At 36.9% G+C, this 23,186-nt stretch carries 17 protein-coding genes; 16 read left to right on the top strand and 1 reads right to left on the bottom strand.

Annotation, left to right across the window (positions count from 1 at the left end; translation table 11 throughout):
- Positions 1 to 33: 33 nt before the first annotated feature.
- The 3 genes from rimP to infB are packed head-to-tail and all read left to right on the top strand — an operon-like array spanning position 34 to position 4,597.
- Positions 34 to 495, top strand: coding sequence for a ribosome assembly cofactor RimP (gene rimP / locus Q0505_RS18435; protein WP_299216074.1), 462 nt, complete (start codon positions 34 to 36; stop codon positions 493 to 495).
- A gap of 12 nt (positions 496 to 507) precedes the next feature.
- A complete protein-coding gene (gene nusA / locus Q0505_RS18440; RefSeq protein WP_299216077.1) occupies positions 508 to 1,740 on the top strand; it encodes a transcription termination factor NusA in 1,233 nt (410 codons plus the stop codon).
- A 58-nt stretch (positions 1,741 to 1,798) separates the two neighbouring features.
- Positions 1,799 to 4,597, top strand: a complete 2,799-nt coding sequence (gene infB / locus Q0505_RS18445) for a translation initiation factor IF-2 (RefSeq protein WP_299216080.1) — start codon at positions 1,799 to 1,801, stop codon at positions 4,595 to 4,597.
- Positions 4,598 to 4,688: 91 nt separating this feature from the next.
- On the opposite strand, the gene Q0505_RS18450 is transcribed toward infB, so the two are convergent.
- Positions 4,689 to 5,081, bottom strand: coding sequence for an SPOR domain-containing protein (locus Q0505_RS18450; protein WP_299216083.1), 393 nt, complete (start codon positions 5,079 to 5,081; stop codon positions 4,689 to 4,691).
- 226 nt (positions 5,082 to 5,307) lie between these two features.
- On the opposite strand from Q0505_RS18450, the gene Q0505_RS18455 reads away from it, so the two are divergent.
- The 13 genes from Q0505_RS18455 (at position 5,308) to Q0505_RS18515 (ending at position 23,160) form a co-directional block, all read left to right on the top strand.
- Entirely contained in the window at positions 5,308 to 6,600 is a 1,293-nt protein-coding gene (locus Q0505_RS18455) for a cytochrome c3 family protein (protein WP_299216086.1), read from the top strand.
- Positions 6,601 to 6,677: 77 nt separating this feature from the next.
- A complete protein-coding gene (locus tag Q0505_RS18460) occupies positions 6,678 to 9,749 on the top strand; it encodes a TAT-variant-translocated molybdopterin oxidoreductase (protein WP_299216090.1) in 3,072 nt (1,023 codons plus the stop codon).
- A gap of 32 nt (positions 9,750 to 9,781) precedes the next feature.
- Entirely contained in the window at positions 9,782 to 11,536 is a 1,755-nt protein-coding gene (nrfD, locus tag Q0505_RS18465) for an NrfD/PsrC family molybdoenzyme membrane anchor subunit (RefSeq protein WP_299216237.1), read from the top strand.
- Between the two features lies 1 nt (position 11,537).
- Positions 11,538 to 12,074 carry a DUF3341 domain-containing protein gene (locus Q0505_RS18470; RefSeq protein ID WP_299216093.1) on the top strand — a complete coding sequence of 179 codons (537 nt, stop codon included), beginning with the start codon at positions 11,538 to 11,540 and terminating at the stop codon, positions 12,072 to 12,074.
- Positions 12,075 to 12,083: 9 nt separating this feature from the next.
- Complete coding sequence (locus Q0505_RS18475) at positions 12,084 to 12,785, top strand: cytochrome c (protein WP_299216096.1); 702 nt, start codon at positions 12,084 to 12,086, stop codon at positions 12,783 to 12,785.
- 33 nt (positions 12,786 to 12,818) lie between these two features.
- Positions 12,819 to 14,186: a quinol:cytochrome C oxidoreductase gene (locus Q0505_RS18480; RefSeq protein ID WP_299216099.1), complete on the top strand. Its 1,368-nt coding sequence runs from the start codon at positions 12,819 to 12,821 to the stop codon at positions 14,184 to 14,186.
- 27 nt (positions 14,187 to 14,213) lie between these two features.
- Complete coding sequence (locus tag Q0505_RS18485; RefSeq protein WP_299216101.1) at positions 14,214 to 15,284, top strand: cytochrome c oxidase subunit II; 1,071 nt, start codon at positions 14,214 to 14,216, stop codon at positions 15,282 to 15,284.
- A 38-nt stretch (positions 15,285 to 15,322) separates the two neighbouring features.
- A complete protein-coding gene (locus tag Q0505_RS18490) occupies positions 15,323 to 17,149 on the top strand; it encodes a cbb3-type cytochrome c oxidase subunit I (protein WP_299216104.1) in 1,827 nt (608 codons plus the stop codon).
- Between the two features lie 168 nt (positions 17,150 to 17,317).
- Complete coding sequence (locus Q0505_RS18495; protein WP_299216107.1) at positions 17,318 to 17,809, top strand: hypothetical protein; 492 nt, start codon at positions 17,318 to 17,320, stop codon at positions 17,807 to 17,809.
- A gap of 155 nt (positions 17,810 to 17,964) precedes the next feature.
- Positions 17,965 to 18,987, top strand: coding sequence for a Holliday junction branch migration DNA helicase RuvB (gene ruvB / locus Q0505_RS18500; RefSeq protein WP_299216110.1), 1,023 nt, complete (start codon positions 17,965 to 17,967; stop codon positions 18,985 to 18,987).
- A gap of 86 nt (positions 18,988 to 19,073) precedes the next feature.
- Entirely contained in the window at positions 19,074 to 20,402 is a 1,329-nt protein-coding gene (locus Q0505_RS18505; RefSeq protein ID WP_299216113.1) for a cytochrome P450, read from the top strand.
- 7 nt (positions 20,403 to 20,409) lie between these two features.
- Positions 20,410 to 21,333 carry a tRNA epoxyqueuosine(34) reductase QueG gene (gene queG, locus Q0505_RS18510; RefSeq protein WP_299216239.1) on the top strand — a complete coding sequence of 308 codons (924 nt, stop codon included), beginning with the start codon at positions 20,410 to 20,412 and terminating at the stop codon, positions 21,331 to 21,333.
- 159 nt (positions 21,334 to 21,492) lie between these two features.
- Entirely contained in the window at positions 21,493 to 23,160 is a 1,668-nt protein-coding gene (locus Q0505_RS18515; RefSeq protein ID WP_299216116.1) for an MFS transporter, read from the top strand.
- Positions 23,161 to 23,186 lie beyond the last annotated feature (26 nt).

Here is a 23,186-nt window from a genome sequence, read left to right on the forward strand (position 1 = left end):
GGGGACAGCGGTCCCCTCTTTTTATAGGCAAAGATGTTGAGAGAAAAAGTAACCCAACTTATTCAAGAAGCAATGGAAGAAAATCCATCTCTTTTCTTAATAAGTTTAGATATACAAGGTAATAACGAAATCAAAGTTACAATAGACGGTGATGAAGGTGTTACTGTTCAAGATTGTATCGCTGTAAGTAGAAAAGTAGAGCACAATCTAGATAGAGAAGAAGATTTTTCTTTGGAAGTGATGTCTGTAGGAGCTACAACACCTTTACAACAAATTAGGCAGTATAAAAAAAATATAGGACGTTCTCTTGAAATAAAAACAACAACAGGTTTAAAAATAGAAGGAATTCTTGAAGAGGCTACAGATGAAACTGTAACTTTAACTTGGAAAGCAAGAGAGCCAAAACCTGTTGGTAAAGGAAAAGTAACTGTTCAAAAAACAGAAGCGATCCCCTATGGAAATATAGTGGAAGCAAAAGTGATGATTAAATTTTAACAATATGTTGATATGGAGAATTTAGCGTTAATCGATTCTTTTTCGGAATTTAAGGACGATAAATTAATAGATCGTGTAACCCTTATGGCTATCTTAGAAGATGTCTTTAGGAGTACATTAAAAAGACGTTTTGGAAGTGATGATAATTTTGATATTATTATAAATCCTGATAAAGGAGATCTTGAAATCTGGCGTAACCGTGTTGTGGTAGCAGATGGAGAGGTAGAAGATGATAATGCAGAAATATCACTTACAAATGCTCGTAAAATCGAAGAAGATTTTGAAGTAGGTGAAGATGTATCTGAAGAAGTAAAGCTTATTGATTTAGGACGTCGTTCTATTTTGGCATTACGCCAGAACTTGATAAGTAAAATTCATGAACATGACAATACAAACATTTACAAGCAATTTAAAGAGCTTGAAGGTGAGTTGTATACGGCAGAGGTGCATCATATAAGACATAGAGCTATTATCTTGCTTGACGATGAAGGAAACGAAATTATCCTCCCTAAGGATCGTCAGATTCCATCAGACTTCTTTAGAAAAGGAGAAAATGTGAGAGGTGTTATTGAAAGCGTAGAGCTAAAAGGTAATAAGCCTTCAATTATTATGTCACGTACGTCACCTATATTTTTGGAGAAATTATTTGAATCAGAGATACCAGAAGTATTTGATGGTTTGATTACGATAAAAAAAGTAGTCCGAATTCCAGGTGAAAAAGCAAAAGTAGCCGTAGATTCGTATGACGATCGTATAGATCCTGTTGGAGCTTGTGTTGGAATGAAAGGATCTCGTATTCACGGGATTGTGAGAGAACTCGGTAATGAAAATATAGATGTGATTAATTACACAAGTAATATAAACCTCTATATAAGTCGTGCACTAAGTCCAGCAAGAATTACTAGTTTAAAGCTAGATGATGAGAATAAAACGGCTCAAGTATATCTTAAGCCAGAAGAAGTGAGTAAAGCAATTGGTCGTGGAGGACATAATATTCGTCTAGCAGGTCAATTGACAGGATATGAGATTGATGTATATCGTGAAGGTGTAGAAGAAGATGTAGAGCTTACAGAATTTTCTGATGAGATCGAGGGATGGATTATTGAGGCATTTGCAAAAATTGGATTTGATACTGCTAGAAGTATTTTAGAACAAGATGTAGATGATTTGGTAAGACGTACAGACTTAGAAGAAGAAACTGTTCTTGACGTGATGCGCATTCTCAAAGAAGAATTTGAAGAATAATAAAGCTTACCTCGCAACAACAATAATGAGGTAAGGAAAGAATAAATTAAAGTAGTTTATGGCAGCAGCAACAATGCGATTAAATAAGGTGTTAAGAGAACTCAATATTTCTCTAGATCGTGCCGTGGAGTATCTAAATTCTAAGGATATCGATATAGAGGCACGTCCGACTACAAAGATCTCACTTGAGGTTTATAATGTACTTTCGGATGAGTTTCAAACAGACGCTAATAAAAAAGTGGCTTCTAAGGAAGTTGCTGTAGAAAAACTTAAGGAAAAGGAGGCACTTCGTGTTGCTCGTGAAGTAGAGATTGAAGCAAAACAAGAAGCTAAGAAACCTGAAGTTGTAAAAGCGAAAGCAAACCTTAGTGGTCCGAAGCAAGTAGGAAAAATAGATCTTGATAAGCCTAAACAAGCACAACCAGAAGTTAAAAAAGAAGAGCCTAAAAAAGAGGAAGTTGTCGAAACTAAACCCAAAGAGTCTCCTATAGAAGCAGTAGAACCACTTAAAGTAGAATCTGCCCCTGTAGAGCCTACAAAAGAAAAAGTAGTAGAAAAATCTGTTGCTGAAAAAGATACTACTCCTGCCAAAAAAGAAATTACTTCTGCCAAAAAAGAAGCTATTAAGAAAGAAACTCCTAAAGCTCAAGTAGCTGATGATACTCCACCTAAATTAGGCGATGAGGTTCTTAAGACTGACTATAAAAAATTAGACGGTCCTAACTTTACGGGGCAAAAAATTGATCTTACTCAATTTAAAAAACCAGAAAAGAAAAAGAAAGAAAGCGCAGAAGATGCCAAGAAAAAACGTCGTAGGCGTATTGCAAAACCTGGAGGAAACACTGGTTCTGGAGGATCTAGACAGAGTCAAGGAAGTAATAATCGCAGTAGCGGTGGTAATCGTGGTGGTAATGCCAATAAACGAAAGCCAACTACAGCCAAAGTAGAGCCTACAGAAGAAGAAGTACAAAAACAAATTAGAGAGACACTTGAAAAACTTCAAGGAAAGTCCAATAAAGGTAAAGGTGCAAAATATCGAAGAGATAAAAGAGATCAACACCGTCAGAAATCAGAAGGAGAACTAGCCGCTCAAGAATTAGATAGCAAAATTCTTAAGGTAACAGAGTTTGTTACAGTAAGTGAAGTTGCCATTATGATGGATGTTCCAGTAACAAGTATTATATCTGCTTGTATGTCTTTAGGAATGATGGTAACGATGAATCAGCGCTTAGATGCTGAAACTCTTACTATTGTAGCGGAAGAGTTCGGGTATACTGTAGAGTTTGTAACTGCAGACCTTGAAGAAGCTATTTTAGAGGCAGCAGATGCTCCAGAAGATTTATTAGAAAGAGCTCCTATTGTAACCGTAATGGGTCACGTAGATCACGGTAAAACGTCATTGCTAGATTATGTGCGTAATGAAAATGTAATTGCAGGTGAGAGTGGAGGAATTACTCAGCACATAGGTGCCTATGGAGTGACCTTGAATAACGGTCAAAAAATAGCATTTTTAGATACACCAGGTCACGAAGCATTTACAGCGATGCGTGCTCGTGGTGCTCAAGTAACAGATATTGCAGTTATTGTTGTCGCAGCCGATGACGATATCATGCCACAAACCAAAGAAGCAATCGCACACGCACAAGCTGCAAGTGTACCTATTATCTTCGCTATAAATAAAGTAGATTTACCTACTTCAAATCCTGAAAAGATAAAAGAAGGATTGGCAGCTATGAACTTATTAGTAGAAGATTGGGGAGGAAAAATCCAATCCCAAGATATTTCAGCTAAGACAGGTCAAGGAGTCAAAGAATTACTTGAAAAAGTATTGTTAGAAGCGGAGCTATTAGAGCTTAAGGCAAATCCAGAGAAAAATGCTGTTGGTACCGTTGTAGAGGCATTCCTTGATAAAGGACGTGGATATATATCTACAGTACTTGTACAAGGAGGAACATTGCGTGTTGGAGATTATCTTCTTGCTGGGACATGTTCTGGTAAGGTGAAGGCAATGCACGATGAGCGCGGTAAGAAAATTAAAGCGGCTGGTCCGTCTACACCAGTATCTGTATTAGGTCTGGATGGAGCTCCACAAGCGGGAGATAAGTTTAATGTAATGGATGATGAGCGTGAAGCAAAAGATATTGCTTCTAAGCGTACACAATTACAACGTGAGCAAAACGTACGTACACAACGTCATATTACCTTAGACGAGATTGGACGACGTATTGCACTTGGAGACTTCAAAGAGCTTAATATTATCCTTAAAGGGGATGTAGATGGTTCTGTGGAGGCACTTACAGATAGTTTCCAAAAACTATCTACAGAAGAGATTGCAGTAAATATTATACATAAAGGAGTAGGAGCCATTACAGAAAGTGATGTGTTGTTAGCTTCGGCGTCAGATGCGATTATTATAGGATTTAATGTAAGACCAGCAGGAAATGCCAGACAAGTAGCAGATAAGGAAGAAATCGATATTCGTATGTATTCAATTATATACGATGCGATTAATGATCTTAAAGATGCAATGGAAGGAATGCTATCTCCAGAGATGCGTGAAGAAATCACAGGTACAGCAGAGATTCGAGAAACCTTTAAGATTTCTAAAGTGGGAACCATTGCAGGTTGTATGGTAACAAGCGGTAAAATCTTTAGAAACTCTAACATCCGTATCATACGCGACGCAGTCGTTGTCTATACAGGTGAACTTTCTACTTTAAAGCGTTTTAAAGACGATGTAAAAGAAGTAAGCAAAGGATATGATTGTGGTATGCAAATCAAAAACTACAATGATATCAGGATTGATGATGTTATAGAAGCTTACCAAGAAGTAGCAGTAAAGAAAAAACTCAAGTAAAAAGCATTCATTACTATCATAAAAAAAGACCATCTAACTTTTATATTAGATGGTCTTTTCATTTGGTATAACTTGTTGTTTTTAGCTTATGCTAGCGTTTGGAGTCTGGTTTGAAAATCAAGGCGTTGGGAAATTCTTTTTTAACGGTAATTAGTGCTCTGTCTGCCTCCAATCTATTTCTGTAATTACCTATCCACACTTTGTAATTGGGAGTTTCATATTCTATAGAAGATGACCAGGTACCTACTTTATTTCTAAATTTCCTAAGAGCGACTTCTGCTTGACTCAAATTCCCTGAATACACTTGTATTTTATATCTGTCTGCAAGTTTATTGTTCTTGGTGAGTTTTGATTTCAGCGTGAGTAATTTTGGAATTTTTTTATCCTGTGAAATTTGAACTGTTGCTGTTTGCGCTTTCGCGAAAGCGTAAAAAGTCAGAAAAACAAGGACAGTAAGTAGTTTAGTATTAGAGTGTATTCTCATCTTTAAAAAATAATTTATGGGACAAAGTTAAATGAATTAACGAAAAACAGAATCAATTGTTATTTAGAATTGTTATAAATTGTAAACTAGCGCTTTTTGCATTCTTTACAAATGACTTCTAAGTATTATTTTTGCATTCAGTTTGAAGCGCTCGGTTAACAGTTTATTAACGGCAGTTATATTCTAAGAATCGTGCCAAATTTTTGAAGCTAATTCAATACCAATTATGATACAGGTGAATCGCCGTAACTCATTTTCGAGAATTATCACATTATGTGCAGCATTTCTGCTCACTTTTTCTTCTTCCCTTTTTGCTCAAATAGACGCCTCTACTGGGGATGCAGATGCTGGGAAAGCATTGTTTAAAACAAATTGTGCTGCTTGTCATAAGTTATATAAGCCTATGACAGGACCCGCGCTTTATGGAGTTGTTGAAAAGTACGAACAAGATTTCGAGTGGTTAGGAAAATGGATCAGAAACTCGCAAGAACTTATAGCCACAGGAGATCCTAGAGCTGTAAAAGTCTACGAGGAGAATGGAAAGAAAGTCATGAACGCTTTTGAGGGGCTTTCAGATGCAGATATTAGTAATATTCTAGCGTATACACAGACTGAGGTTGTAGCGCCTCTGCCTCCACCTCCAGGAGAAATCGGAGAGACAGTGCCTGGCGGTGTTTCTAATGAAATTATTCTTGCGATTCTAGGATTTGTCTTGTTGTTACTCGTAGCAGTATTGTACATTGTAAATAATACTCTTAAAAGATTTGCGCAAGCACAAGGAATCGAGGTTCAAGAAGAAGAAACTCGCAAGCCACTTTGGAAAGCCTTTGTAGAAAATCAATTCTTAGTATTGGTTAGTGTGATATTCCTTCTTTTAGGAAGTGCTTACTTTGCTTATGGGTGGATGTCTCAAGTAGGTGTTGACCAAGGATACGCTCCTGTACAGCCTATTCATTACTCGCATAGAATTCACGCAGGAGAAAATGCGATAGATTGTAAGTATTGTCACTCTTCTGCAAGAGTGAGTAAACATTCTGGAATTCCTTCTCTTAATATCTGTATGAATTGTCACAAATCTATTGGTGAAGTGGCTGCAGAGACGCAAGCAGAGGGTGTTAATGAATATGGTGTAGACTACAATAAAGAAATTCAAAAACTATACGCAGCAGTAGGTTGGGATGAAGCAACACAAGCGTATACAGGAGAGACAAAGCCTGTAGAGTGGATTCGTATTCACAATCTACCAGACTTTGCCTATTTTAATCACTCACAACACGTAAGTGTTGCAGGTGTAGAGTGTCAGACATGTCACGGTCCTGTAGAGGAGATGGAGATTATGTACCAATATTCACCATTAACTATGGGATGGTGTATTAACTGTCACCGTGAAACCAATGTAAAGGTAGAAGGAAACGCGTATTATGAAAAAATACACGAACAGCTTTCTAAGAAATATGGAGTTGAGAATCTTACGGCAGCCCAAATGGGAGGTCTTGAGTGTGGTAAGTGTCATTATTAATAATACACTTTTTTAAATAAAGTATAATATCAAGGTCACTGAGCATAGCAAAGTGCAAATAGTATAAAATCAATTATATGTCATCAAACAAGAAATACTGGAAAAGTGTCGACGATCTTAACGGAAGTCCGTTCGTTGAAACACTAAGACAGAATGAGTTTGTAGAAGAAATTCCGACAGATGAGTTTTTAGGTGATAAAGAAACCTTAGAAGCTTCTCAAACAACACGTCGTGACTTCTTGAAGTATGTAGGTTTCTCTACAGCAGCAGCATCACTTGCTGCCTGTGAAGGACCTGTTATAAAATCCATTCCTTATGTAGTGCAGCCAGAGCAAATTATACCTGGTGTTGCAGATTATTATGCCTCTACGATTGCAGATGGGTTTGATTTTGCAAGTGTGCTTGTAAAAACTCGTGAGGGAAGGCCTATAAAGATTGAAAATAATAAACTTGCAAAAGCAGGGTATGGTGCAAATGCACGTGTACACGCTTCTGTGTTGTCTATGTATGATCAAAATCGTGCGCAAGGTCCAACAGCTTCTGGTGACGCAGTCTCTTGGAGTGATATTGATGCAGGCGTTATGTCACAATTAAACAGTGGTAAGAAAACTGTTTTGTTAACACAAACATTTGCAAGTCCTTCTACGGAAAAACTAATTGCTGAGTTTGTTGAAAAATATCCAAATGTTTCTCACGTTGCGTATGATTCAATAGGAGAGCAATTTGCGCTTGATGCTTTTGAAGTAAAGTATGGAATGCGTGTCCTAGCAGATTATGACTTCTCAAAAGCAGAAGTGATCGTGTCTGTAGGAGCAGATTTCTTAGGAGATTGGAATGGTGGAGGCTATGATGCTGGTTATGCTAAAGGACGTGTGCCTGTAAATGGCAAAATGTCTCGTCATATTCAGTTTGAGGCAAATATGTCTCTATCTGGAGCTAATGCAGATATGCGTATACCTGTAACGCCGTCTCAGCAAAAGGTGATATTAAGTGCTTTGGCTGGTGGCTCTACGGCAAATCTTCCTGAGAATGTGAAGAATGCGGTAAATACAGCAAAAAATGAATTAAAAGCAGCGGGAAGTAAAGGAGTTGTTGTCACAGGATTACAAGATGTGCCTTCACAAACAAAAGCTTTAGAGATCAATGCAAATAGTGAGGTGATTGATGTTGCGGCACCAAAAATGACACGTTCTGGTGATGTGCGCAAAGTAAATCAGCTTATTAAAGATATGAATGCTGGTCGTGTAGGAATGTTGGTAATGGCAGGAGTAAATCCTTCATATACACTTCCAAATGCAACTGAATTTGATGCGGGTCTTGCTAAAGTAGCGGTATCTGTAGCGTGTTCTATGCGTGCAGATGAGACAGCATCAATAGCAACGCATATAGCCCCAGTTCCTCATTATCTGGAAGCATGGGGTGATGTACAAATCAAATTAGGTGAGGTAAGTATTACGCAACCAACAATACGTCCTTTATTTGATACAAGACAATTCCAGGACAGCCTATTAAAGTGGATGGGAAGTGATCAATCCTATTATGATTACTTGAAAGCTACGATGATCAATGCGGGTATTTCTTTTAATAAAGCGGTACACGATGGGGTTGTGATGACTAATGCTTTCGCGAAAGCGGTTTCAACAAATACAAATACTTCTATAACAGAAGATGCAGGTCTTTCTAATGCTACACTTCAAGAAGGTGGCTACGAATTGACCTTATATACAAAAACATCTATGGGAGATGGTAATCAAGCAAGCAATCCTTGGTTACAAGAAATGCCAGATCCTATTACCAGAGCGACTTGGGATAATTACATTACCATGTCTGAAGCAGATGCTAAGAAAGAAGGACTGTGGTTAGATAGAAGCTCGTTTTTTACAGAGGCGCGTCATGATGCCAATGGAGGTTTGAATGGTACGCTTGTAAATATAACAGTAAATGGCGTTGTAGTTGAAAATGTACCAGTAATGGTACAACCAGGACAAGCAAACGGATCTATAGGTCTTGCGCTTGGATATGGAAGAACAACTTCAATACAAGAAGAAATGCAAACGGGAGTAAATGCATACCCGCTCATGCAAAACTTTAAAACTACACAAAATGTGAGTATTCAAAAAGTAGCAGGTGTTCATGAGTTTGCAGTGATACAATTACATAATACCTTAATGGGTCGTGGAGATATTCTTAGAGAAACTTCGCTGGAAATATTCAATACAAAAGATAAGAAGTATTGGAATCCTATACCTGAGGTAACAAAAAATCATATCGAGTACGAAGTAACTTCTCCTGAGGTTGATTTATGGGAAGAGTTTGATCGTTCTATTGGACATCATTTTAATCTTGCGATTGATTTGAATTCTTGTACGGGATGTGGGGCTTGTGTTATTGCTTGTCATGCAGAAAATAACGTTCCTGTAGTTGGAAAATCTGAAGTACGTCGTAGCCGTGATATGCATTGGTTACGTATTGATAGATACTATTCTTCTCAAGATTCCTTTGAGCTGGATGATACTAAGAAGAATGATTTTAATGGTCTTTCTGGAGATAATGGTTCTTTAGGTGGATTTGGTGAGATGGAAGATCCAGCGGCAAACCCTCAAGTGGCTTTCCAGCCAGTAATGTGTCAACACTGTAATCACGCTCCTTGTGAGACTGTTTGTCCAGTAGCGGCTACATCGCACAGTCGTCAAGGTCAAAACCACATGGCTTATAATCGTTGTGTAGGTACACGTTATTGTGCAAATAACTGCCCATATAAAGTACGTCGTTTTAACTGGTTCTTATATAATGGTAATGATGAGTTTGATTACCACATGAACAATGATTTGGGACGTATGGTCATTAATCCAGATGTGACAGTACGTTCTCGTGGAGTGATGGAAAAATGTTCTATGTGTATACAAATGACACAAAAAACAATTCTTGATGCAAAACGTGATGGTCGTCAGATTAAAGACGGAGAATTTGCTACAGCTTGTTCAAACGCGTGTACAAGTGGTGCATTAGCTTTTGGAGATGTAAATGATACATCTAGCGATATATATCATAAATCAAAAGACGATAGAATGTATCACTTATTGGAGAGTGTAGGAACAAAACCAAATGTGTTCTACCAAACGAAAGTAAGAAATACAAAAGAAGCTTAACAACAACTAATCTAAAGAACTAATTATATAGGATTATGGCGCATTACGAAGCACCTATACGAAGACCACTAGTTACCGGAGATAAGACCTATCACGATGTAACCCTAGACGTTGCAGCTCCTGTAGAGGGACGTGCTAATAAATCTTGGTGGATTGTCTTTTCTATTGCATTGGCTGCATTTCTGTGGGGAATAGGCTGTATTATTTATACCATTTCAAATGGTATTGGTAGTTGGGGTCTTAATAAAACTGTAGGATGGGCTTGGGATATTACCAACTTTGTATGGTGGGTAGGTATTGGTCACGCAGGGACACTAATTTCGGCGGTATTATTACTTTTCCGTCAGAAATGGCGTATGGCTATTAACCGTTCTGCGGAGGCAATGACCATTTTTTCTGTAGTACAAGCAGGATTATTCCCAATCATTCACATGGGACGTCCTTGGTTAGCATACTGGGTATTACCTATACCTAACCAATTTGGTTCTCTATGGGTTAACTTTAACTCACCGCTTCTTTGGGATGTATTTGCAATATCAACATATCTGTCGGTTTCTTTAGTATTCTGGTGGACGGGATTACTTCCTGATTTTGCGATGATACGTGATCGTGCGGTAAAGCCTTTCCAAAAGAAAATATATAGTTTATTATCTTTCGGTTGGTCAGGACGCGCAAAAGATTGGCAACGATTTGAAGAGGTTTCATTGGTTCTTGCAGGTCTTGCAACACCATTGGTACTTTCTGTACACACCATTGTATCCTTTGACTTTGCTACATCGGTAATTCCTGGATGGCATACTACTATTTTCCCTCCTTACTTTGTGGCAGGTGCGGTATTCTCAGGATTTGCGATGGTAAATACATTACTTATTGTAATGCGTAAAGTATCAAATTTAGAAAACTACATTACACTACAGCATATAGAATTGATGAACATAGTCATTATGATTACTGGTTCTATCGTAGGTGTGGCTTATATTACAGAGTTGTTTATGTCTTGGTATTCAGGCGTAGAGTACGAGCAGTATGCATTTTTAAATCGTGCGACAGGACCTTATGCTTGGGCATATTGGGCGATGATGACGTGTAATGTGTTCTCCCCACAGTTTATGTGGTTCCCTAAGCTAAGAAGAAGTATTATGTTCTCTTTTGTGATATCTATTGTAGTAAACATAGGAATGTGGTTTGAGCGTTTTGTAATTATTGTAACTTCATTACATCGTGATTACCTTCCATCTTCTTGGACAATGTTCTCTCCTACATTTGTGGATATAGGGATCTTTATAGGAACGATAGGTTTCTTCTTTGTATTATTTTTACTATATGCACGTACATTCCCGGTGATTGCACAAGCAGAAGTAAAAACAATTATGAAATCTTCTGGAGAGCGTTATAAGAAATTAAGAGAGTCTGGACAATCATTAGTAGGTACAGGAGCAGATCCGCGTACATCTGGTGGTCCAGTTAAAATAAATTTAGGTGAGCCTGTTGTCATAAAGGCAGTTCCAGTAGTAGAAACTACTCCTGCAGGAACTGTTGAGGATCTTGTAGGATCATTAGGAGTTTTTGATCCAAATACACAAACAGCAGATGATCTTAAAAAGATCAATGGTATCGGTCCAAAAATGGAAGAAAAGCTCAATGAGCTTGGAATATTCACTTTTGCTCAAGTAGCAAGAATGACGCAGAGAGATTATGACCTTTTAGATAGTATTACAGGTTCTTTCCCAGGACGTGCAGAGCGCGATGATTGGGCAGGACAGGCAGCAAAACTTAACAACAACTAGTATGAGTACGGGATCACACGTTATACACGCACTTTATACAGATGACGACGTTTTAATGAACGCCGTTAAGGAGACAAGAAAAAAACACTTACATATTAATGAAGTGTACACTCCGTTTCCTGTGCATGGACTTGATAAAGCAATGGGATTAGCTCCTACAAGATTAGCAATTACGGCATTTATGTATGGTTGTGTTGGTCTTACAGTAGCTATAGTAATGATGAATTTTATTATGATTGAAGATTGGCCTCAAGATATTGGAGGTAAGCCAAGCTTTAGTTATATTGAGAATATGCCAGCATTTGTTCCAATCATGTTTGAGCTTACCGTATTTTTTGCGGCGCATTTAATGGTTATTACTTTTTACATGCGTAGTAGGCTCTGGCCATTTAAGAAAGCTGAAAACCCTGATGTTCGTACAACAGATGATCATTTTCTTATGGAAATAGATGCCTCAGGACACGATCTTCAAGAACTTGCAAATTTTTTAGTAGGGACTGGAGCGACAGAAATTAATTTAGTAGCAAACGAAGAATAAGGATACGCAATGAAGAATATATTCAAAATAGCTATCGTACTTATTGCCATGATAAGTTTAGGTTCTTGTAAGAAAGATAGTAAACGTAACTATCAATACATGCCTAATATGTATGAATCGGTAGGATATGAAACGTATGGTAATTACGAGGTATTTGAAACAGTAACTGGAGGTTCATCTGCGATGAAACCAGCAACTGGATCAATAGCACGTGGTTGGATGCCTTATGAGATAGAAAATACAAATGAAGGGAAAGCTTTCGCGAAAGCAAACCTTAAAAATAAACTTCCTTTTACAGAAGAAACAGAAGCAAAAGGCAAAGAACTTTATGAGATTTATTGTGGTATTTGTCACGGGAAAAAAGGCGACGGTAACGGTAAACTTGTAGAGCGTGAAAAAATATTAGGTGTACCAGCCTATAATGATGCAGGAAGAGCAATAACTGAAGGAAGCGTTTATCACGTTATGTACTACGGTATTAATTCTATGGGATCTTATGCTTCTCAAATGACAGAAGAAGAACTGTGGATGGTAGATCATTACGTAATGCTGTTAAAAGCTCAACTAGATGGCGAAGAACCACCTGCTTATGATGTGGTTGAAATTGTAGTAGAAGTAGAAGAAGCACATAAAGAAGGTGATCATAGTAAAGAAGAGCAAGGAGCTGGTGAAGATCACAACGTCGAAGAAAATCACGGCGCAGAGCACTAAACAAACTAACTGAAAAAGCGATACTAAAAAGATATGTATACATTATCTAAAAACTTACGACTCACGGCTTTTATTTTTATGGCTGTTGGTGCAATATTGTTTACAGTAGACTATTTTAATTTACCAAAAACAACAGCCGATGTTGAAGCGCTAGAAGCAGCTCACGGCGGAGGGCACGGAGAAGCAACTACTGGAAGTCATGAATTAGTGACTTCTCATGATGCAACGAATGCTCATGAATCAGATCACGGAGAAGCTGGAGGTCACGAAATGTCTCAAGAAGAACATCTTGAACATACACTAGTTCAATACCAAAATAAACCTTGGTCTGCTATTTATATTGCAGCGTTCTTCTTCTTTATGATAGCACTTGCATGTTTGGCATTTTATGCGATACAATATGCCTCACAAGCAGGGTGGTCACCTTTGGTACTCCGAGTTATGGAAGGTATTACAGGATATTTACTTCTTGGAAGTATTATTATGTTTGTATTGTTAGCGTTCTCAGGATTTCATATAAATCACTTATTTCACTGGATGGATCCAGAATTAGTGAAAGTAGGAGGTGATCATTATGATAAACTCATTGCAGGGAAATCAGGATATTTGAACGTTCCTTTCTTCTTAGGAAGAGCAGCATTCTTTATCTTAGGATGGAATATTTATAGATACTTTGCTTTAAAGTTTAGTAAAAATCAAGACGAAGCAACTGATAATAAATGGCATAAGAAATCATTTAAAGCAGCTGCAGGATTTTTAGTATTCTTTATTTACACAGAATCTATTATGTCTTGGGACTGGATTATGTCATTAGACCCACATTGGTTTAGTACATTATTTGGATGGTATGTATTTGCAGGAATGATGGTATGTGCAATCACAACGATCGCTCTAGTTACTATATACCTTAAGTCTATTGGATATTTGGAAAAAGTGAATGACAGTCATATTCATGATTTGGCTAAGTTTATGTTCGCATTTAGTATTTTCTGGACATATCTTTGGTTCTCACAATTCATGCTTATATGGTATTCAAACATTCCAGAAGAAGTCACCTATTTCATTACAAGAATAGAGGATTATAACTTACCATTCTTTGCCATGGTTGCTATGAACTTTGTTTTCCCATTATTATTATTAATGAATAGCGATTACAAGCGTATTAACTGGTTTGTAGTAATGGCAGGTATTGTTATTTTACTTGGTCATTACGTAGATATATTCAACATGGTTATGCCAGCTACCGTAGGAAAGTCTTGGTCATTTGGTTTTGTTGAAATAGGAGCATTATTATTCTTCCTTGGACTGTTTATATTTATAGTATTTACATCACTTACAAAACGTCCATTAGAACCTAAGCGTAATCCGCTTATTGAAGAAAGTAAACATTTTCACTATTAGGAATTAGATAAAAGAAGTTAGAAAGCAATGACAGGTTTATTAGCACTCATCGTAGTAATTCTATTTGTAGTTACAATTTGGCAAATGTCAAAGATCTTTAAGTTGTCCCAACTTAAGGGAAATAGTGAAAACGGACAAATAGCAAATGATAAGGACAATCGTATCAACGGTAAGTTGATGATTATGTTCCTCATATTCTTATATTTTATAACTATCTATTGTTTCTGGAATTATAGTAAGTATTACTTGCCTGAGGCATCTTCAGAACATGGATCTAGTTATGACACACTAATGTTTATATCTCTTGCGCTTATTATGTTAGTGCAAGTCATTACACAAGCATTACTCCATTACTTTGCTTATAAGTATCAAGGAAAGAAAGGAAATCGTGCATTATTCTATGCAGACAATGATAAGTTAGAATTTATTTGGACTATTATTCCAGTAATCGTTCTTGCAGGTCTTATTATTTACGGTCTATTCACGTGGTCTGACATCATGAACTTTGAAGAAGAGGAAGATGCTATTGTTATTGAGCTGTACGCAAAACGATTTGCATGGGAAGCTCGTTATGCTGGAGCAGACAATACATTAGGGAATGCTAATGTACGTTTCATCGAAGGAGCAAATACTGTAGGGGTTGATTTAAGCGATCAAGATGCTATGGATGATGTAATCACTTCAGAATTACACTTACCAGTAGGACGTCAAGTGATCTTTAAATTAAGATCGCAAGATGTATTGCACTCTGCGTATATGCCTCACTTCCGTGCACAAATGAATGTGGTACCAGGAATGATCACACAATTTTCTTTTACCCCTTCTAAAACTACTGCAGAAATCCGCGAAACGGAATATATGAAAGACAAAATGCAGGTAATTAAGGAGATAAGAAGAGAAAAAAATAAAGAATCTATTGATGCTGGTAACGGTCCAATAGATGAATATGACGAATTCGATTATTACTTGCTATGTAATAAGATTTGTGGCGCCTCACACTATAATATGCAAATGAAAATTGTTGTAGAAACCCAAGAAGAGTATGATGCTTGGATGGCTCAACAAGAAACATTTGGAAAGAAAATAGCAGGCAAATAAAAAAAAGAAAAAGAAAAATTAACTAAAGTATTAAGATTATGTCAGCACAAGTAGCAGGGTTAGATCACGCACATGACGATCATGGACATCATCACCATAAAGAAACATTTGTAACAAAGTACATCTTTAGTACAGATCATAAAATGATCTCAAAACAGTACTTAATTACTGGTTTGATTATGGGTATTATTGGAATAGCAATGTCATTGTTATTCCGTTTACAATTAGCTTGGCCAGATCATCAATTTACAATTTATGAAGTATTATTAGGAGATTGGGGAAAAGATGGAGTAATGGATCCCAACATATATCTTGCTCTTATTACCATACACGGTACCATCATGGTATTTTTTGTACTAACAGCAGGTTTGAGTGGTACATTTAGTAACTTATTGATTCCATTACAGATTGGAGCTAGAGACATGGCATCTGGATTTTTAAATATGGTGTCTTTCTGGTTATTCTTCGTTTCTTCTGTAATTATGGTACTCTCTTTATTTGTAGAGTCTGGACCAGCAGCAGCAGGATGGACGATTTATCCTCCATTAAGTGCGCTTCCTAACAGCATTGCTGCATCAGGGATGGGAATGACACTTTGGTTAGTGTCTATGGCCATTTTTATTGCATCATCACTTTTAGGATCACTTAACTATGTAGTTACTGTATTGAACTTACGTACTAAAGGAATGACCATGACACGTCTTCCTCTTACTATATGGGCATTTTTTGTAACAGCTATTATTGGTATTGTTTCTTTCCCAGTACTACTGTCTGCAGCATTAATGTTGATCATGGATAGAAGTTTTGGAACGTCGTTCTTCCTTTCAGATATTTATATAGGAGGAGAAGTATTACATAATTCTGGAGGATCTCCCGTTTTATTTGAACACCTTTTCTGGTTCCTAGGACACCCTGAAGTATATATCGTACTATTACCAGCTTTAGGAATCACATCAGAGATTATAGCGACAAATTCCCGTAAACCTATCTTTGGATATCGAGCGATGGTTGCTTCCATTTTAGCGATTGCTTTCTTATCCACGATTGTATGGGGTCACCACATGTTTATCTCTGGAATGAATCCATTTTTAGGATCTGTATTTACATTCACAACCCTATTGATTGCAATTCCTTCGGCAGTAAAAGCATTTAATTACATAACAACACTCTGGAAAGGAAACCTTCAGTTTAATCCCGGAATGCTATTCTCTATCGGATTAGTATCTACTTTTATCTCTGGAGGATTAACAGGAATTATACTTGGAGACAGTACACTAGATATTAACGTACACGATACCTACTTTGTAGTAGCGCACTTCCACTTAGTAATGGGTATCTCTGCACTCTATGGATTATTTGCAGGGGTTTATCATTGGTTCCCTAAAATGTTTGAAGGAAGAATGATGAATAAAAACTTAGGATATGTTCACTTCTGGGTAACGGTAATTGGAGCATACGGAATTTTCTTCCCAATGCACTTTATCGGTATGGCGGGTCTTCCAAGACGTTACTATACAAATACAGCTTTCCCTTATTTTGATGATCTTACAGATGTAAATGTGGCAATTACCATATTTGCGTTTATCACTGGGGCAGCACAATTAGTGTTCTTGTATAACTTCATTCACTCTATGTTTTACGGAAAAATGGGACCTAAAAATCCTTGGAAATCCAATACATTAGAATGGACTGCAGAAGTAAAGCATATTCACGGAAACTGGGATGGTCCTATTCCAGAAGTACACAGATGGTCGTATGACTACAGTAAATTGAACAAGGATGAATCTGATTATGTGATTCCTGGTCAGGATTATGTACCTCAGCATTTACCACTTCAAGAAAATGAAGAGGAAATGCATCACTAAATAGTGAGTTAATAGATATTTTTAAAACCCATTCTCATCAGAATGGGTTTTTGTCTTTTAATAAACCTCAAGCAATTAGTGATATAAATGTAAAATAAGAAAAGACTTTTGTTAATTTATTTTATTTGAGTATATTTAAATTACTGCTAATCAAATATTTAATCATATATGAAAAATTTTATGATTCTTTCTGTCTTTATTGTTGCATTTTTAAGCTGCGACAAAGATGACAGTCAACTAAAAGTAGATTCTTCAAATCTTAAATTAGAAACCATAACATCAGTTAAAATTGGAAATGACATTGATAATAATGTAACTCTTGATTATTCTAATAGTGACATTTTAAGCACTTTCGCTATTTTTTCAATAAAAAATAAATTAGACTTACAGCCTCAATCTATGGAGGTAATAGATGTTGACTCACAAAAATATTTACGTATTTATAGTAAAGATGAGAAAGTGTCAACCATTGCGCTTATCAAAGATGAAAATGGACACTATAGAACAGGTGAAACCATCTGTACGTCTTCTCAGTGTTCTTCTTCGGGAGGATGTCTTCCTAACGGACAGTATTGTACTAAATGTATTCCAAATCCAAATTCGCCATTAAAAGGAGATTGTACTAGAACGACTTCGTCTGGAGGTGAGCCAAACACTTAAAAAACAAAAACTAACAAAAAAAACCATTCTCAACAGGATGGGTTTTTTGTTTTTAACTGTTATCAAAGCAAAGTTGTGGGATACTTTTTATGCTTTCGCGAAAGCGTACTCTCACAATCCTTATATTTGTGTACTACGTATTATTGAATCGTGCTATGAATGAAAACTTAGATCCAACTAGCGATAAATTCTCCCATGAAGACATGGATGTAGAACGTGCATTGCGTCCGCTATCCTTTGATGATTTTGCAGGTCAGGATCAGGTGTTAGAAAACCTTAAAATTTTTGTACAAGCTGCAAATTTAAGAGGAGAAGCCTTGGATCATACCCTTTTTCACGGTCCTCCAGGTTTAGGGAAGACGACATTAGCAAATATTCTTGCAAATGAGTTAGATGTTAATATTAAAATCACATCAGGTCCTGTACTAGACAAACCAGGTGATTTAGCAGGATTGTTGACCAATCTCGATGAAAGAGATGTCTTGTTTATCGATGAGATTCATCGTTTAAGTCCTATTGTCGAAGAGTATTTATACTCCGCGATGGAAGACTATCGCATCGATATTATGATTGAAACAGGACCCAATGCACGTTCTGTACAAATTGATTTAAGCCCGTTTACATTAGTGGGGGCAACTACGCGTTCAGGTTTACTAACAGCTCCTATGCGAGCTCGTTTTGGAATCTCTTCACGATTACAATATTACACCACAGAATTACTTACCACTATTGTACAGCGTAGTTCTCAAATTCTAGGCGTTCCTATATCTATGGAAGCTGCCATAGAGATTGCAGGTAGAAGTAGAGGAACCCCTCGTATAGCAAATGCACTGTTACGTCGTGTACGTGATTTTGCTCAAATAAAAGGGAACGGAAGTATTGATATAGCCATTGCAAAGTATAGTCTGGAAGCACTAAACGTAGATGCACACGGACTGGATGAAATGGACAATAAAATCCTAGCCACGATCATTGATAAATTTAAAGGAGGTCCTGTAGGTATTACTACATTAGCAACTGCGGTTTCAGAAAGTGCAGAAACTATAGAAGAAGTATATGAACCTTTCCTAATACAGCAAGGATTTATTATGCGTACTCCTAGAGGGAGAGAAGTGACAGAAGAAGCCTATCGTCATTTAGGAAGAACAAAAGGGCCTGTTCAAGGAGGCTTGTTTTAAACAGGATGTGGTTACAAAACCACAACAGTATTTTATAAAAATTCTTCAGTACGCACGATAACTAAAAAGATAATAACAACCACATTGTGAAAGAAAAAACAATCCCCACAGTTTCTTTTTTTAGCTTTCTTAAACATGCCAATAAAATTGTAAAGAATCCCTTGCCGTTTCATAACAAAAATTTTGAAGCAAAAGGAGATACCTTCCGATTAAGATTAGGGGCAAGAAATTCCGTTGTATTTTCTAGGAATCCTGAATTTGCGTTGTATGCATTGCAAAAAAATCAACGTAATTATACAAAGTCTCAAATTCAAACCAAAGACCTTTCTAAATACGTTGGAAAAGGATTACTTACTTCAGAAGGAGAACTTTGGAAAAAACAGCGACGTTTAATCCAGCCAGCATTTCATAAAAAGCAATTAGAACAATTGTTAGATACTGTTTTGGAGGCTATTCAGATAGAAATTCGTCATATTACACCCAATACCCCTATTGATATCTTTCCTATTTTAAATGATCTTGCTTTCCAGACGGTTGTAAAAGCATTATTTCGTACGGAAATAGATATAAAGGTGATCAAACGCCTTCAATACATTACCGAGGCTGCACAGCAAATGCTAGTTAAAGAACTTCGGCAGCCCTTTAAAGCCTTATATTTTAAATATGGAGGACCTATTAGAAAGCATATTGATCTTACGATAGAGGCGAGAGAGATACTTAAAGGATTAGTTCAACAACGTAGAGCGAGTGGCGATAGGCAGCATGATTTGTTAGATATGCTTTTGGATGCCCGTTATGAAGATGGTACTGCCATGGAAGAATCGCAATTGCTGGACGAGATATTAATTCTCTTTGTAGCTGGGCACGAGACGACTTCAAATGCGCTCACATTTACCTTACAACTTTTAGCGAAGCATCCAGACATTCAAGAAAAGGTGTATGAAGAGTGCGCTTTCGCGAAAGCGAACACAGACTCATTACTATCCTTTATTAAACATTGTGAATACACAAAGCAAGTCCTAGAAGAAGCTATGCGACTTTATCCGCCCGCCTATTTTATAGACCGAGTGAATATAGAAGAAGATGAATTTGATGGTATGACCATTCCTAAAGCATCTAATTTACTTTTTTCTGTCATCGAAATCCATAAACACATCGATTTTTGGGAAGATCCTGAAACATTTAATCCTGATCGTTTTGCAGATAATGCAGGGATGAAGCATAAGGCCTATTTTCCCTTTGGCGCAGGACCCAGAATGTGTATAGGGAATAATTTTGCGATGTATGAGATGGTACTAGCTGTCACAGAGATTATACAGCAGTATAAAATAAAGAAGAAAGAGACGCCTATAGAAATCAAACCTTTGATTACCTTAAAACCCCAAAATGCGATTTTAGAATGTATACCTCGCTAGTCACGTGATAGAAAACCGAGTAAAACATACCGCTTTTATTAAAGCCGAAGCAAAACGTTTGGGATTTATGTCTTGCGGTATTTCAAAAGCTGGTTTTTTGGAAGAAGAAGCACCACGCCTAGAACAATGGCTCAAAGCAAATATGCATGGCGAGATGCAGTACATGGAAAATCATTTTGACAAACGATTAGATCCAACTAAACTTGTAGAAGGTTCTAAAAGCGTGATCTCTCTATTATTAAATTACTATCCGAGTGAGACTCAGAATAAAGACTCCTATAAGATTTCTAAATATGCGTATGGTACCGATTATCATTTTGTCATAAAGGATAAGCTTAAAGAATTACTTTATAGTATCCAGACAGAAATAGGAGAGGTGCATGGTCGTGCCTTTGTAGATAGTGCGCCTGTGCTTGATAAGGCATGGGCAGTAAAAAGCGGATTAGGATGGATGGGAAAACACAGTAATGTGCTTTCTAAAAAAGCAGGCTCTTTTTATTTTATCGCAGAGCTGATCATAGATCTTGATTTAGAATATGATACTCCTGTGACTGATCACTGTGGGAGTTGCACTGCCTGTATTGATGCCTGTCCAACACAAGCTATTGTGGAGCCTTATAAGGTAGACGGCAGTAAGTGTATTAGTTATTTTACTATAGAATTAAAAGAAGCGATCCCTACGTCTGTAAAAGGATCCTTTGATGATTGGATGTTTGGTTGTGATGTCTGTCAAGATGTATGCCCATGGAATCGCTTTAGCACTTCACATAAAGAACCTTTATTCGATCCCAATCCCAAACTGCTTTCCTATACTAAGAAAGATTGGGAAGAGATTACTCAAGAAGTATTTTCTGAAATCTTCAAAAAGTCGGCGGTAAAGCGCACAAAGTATTCGGGGTTGCAACGTAATATCCAGTTTCTGAAAAAATAATATCTTTTTTTGATGAGTTTAGGTATCGTTTTTACGCAATCGTTTTCGTTGGGTATTTCTCAATATTAGTATAAAATTTCAGAAAAAATGCGGATATTACTACGATAAAAATGCACATTTTGTAATAAATAACATTCTTCCTTTCTTAAAATTAGCAGTATGTTTAAAAATATTAAAAAGCCACAACTTTCTTTCTGGCAAATATGGAATATGAACGTTGGTTTCTTCGGAATTCAATTTAGTTTTGGATTGCAACAAACTGCTGTAAATCCTATATTTTCATTTCTAGGTGCCGACCATGCAGAATTGCCTTTGCTTAATTTAGCAGGGCCTGTAACAGGACTTTTAATTCAACCTATTATTGGTGCGATAAGTGATAAAACTTGGTTGCCTAAATGGGGAGGAAGAAGAAAACCATTCTTTTTGATTGGTGCCATATTAGGAAGTTTATGCTTATTAGCATTTCCTTTTAGTCCTGGATTATGGTTTGCTGTTGGTTTGCTATGGGTGCTAGATGCCGCCAATAATACGGCTATGGAGCCTTACAGAGCTTTTGTAGGAGATAAATTAAATGACAATCAGCTGACGTTTGGATACCAAATGCAAAGTTTATTTGTAGGAGCAGGAATTACGATCGCTAACTTCTCACTTTTCTTATTTCAGGATTGGTTTAGTGTTCCTGCATTAGAAACAGCAAGCTTATGTACTACTACCACAGAAACTATATCTGCCATCCCAAAATGGGTGTATTATTCCTTTTTCTTAGGCGCCTTTGCTTCGGTAGCAACCATTGCTTGGTCTGTTTGGAAAACACCAGAAATACCTCCAAGTGATGAGGAGTTAGAAAAGATTAATGAATTTAATAAAGATAAACCCTCACCTTTAATTCAAATTTTTAGTGTTCTTATTGTGATTTTAATACTACCTATAGCTTTAGGATTAGCACTAGGATATTTGTTCCCATACTTGTTTAGTAATATCAATTTACTGGTTATTATCATGTTAGTGATTGCATTTATTTGGTTGTATTATTTGTACAAACTAATAAAAAAGAATCCAAAAAATAGTTCAATACAAAAGCTTGGCGATTTATTAAATCCATTTTTAGAATCTGCAGAAGCTATAGGAGATATGCCTAAAATGATGTGGAAATTAGCCGCAGTATACTTCTTTCAGTGGTATGCTTTGTTTGTGTATTGGCAGTTTATTACACCTATGATACGCACAAGTCTATACGGACAAACTCCTGAGGATACAACACGCTATAAAGGTATTATAGAAGCCTGTGAAGCAGGTAATACAATAAGCACTATTGATACATCTTTTGCTCAAAATTTTCAGCAAATATCAGAACAGGCACTTGCTCAGACAGGACTTATGAACGGTTCTTATAATTTGGTGACTATGCTTGTAGCATTAGCCTTAGTGCCTTTTGCTAAAAAATATGGCTCTCGCAATGTGTATGTTGTAAGCCTTGTGTTTGCAGGAATTGCAATGCTGAGTATGCCATTTATAAAAGATGAGTATGCTTTATTAGTTCCTATGATATTATTTGGAATAGGATGGGCAGCTATGATGGGAATTCCGTATGCCATGGTATCCAAGGTAATTCCAGAAGATCGTCGTGGCGTTTATATGGGAATTGTCAATATGATGATTGTAATCCCGATGCTGATACAAACAGTTACATTTGGTCCCATTATTGAAAACCTTTTAGGAGATAATGCGGTTAATGCCATTCTGTTTGGAGGTGTATTTTTTATGATAGCAGCAGTGTTAGCATTACGCCTTAAGCGATCCGTGTCACAAGCGGTAACAGAATTGTAATAACAAACTTCTTTATACATATAAGA

Origin of the sequence: uncultured Dokdonia sp. (assembly GCF_937910895.1) — a bacterium.
Taxonomy (GTDB): domain Bacteria; phylum Bacteroidota; class Bacteroidia; order Flavobacteriales; family Flavobacteriaceae; genus Dokdonia.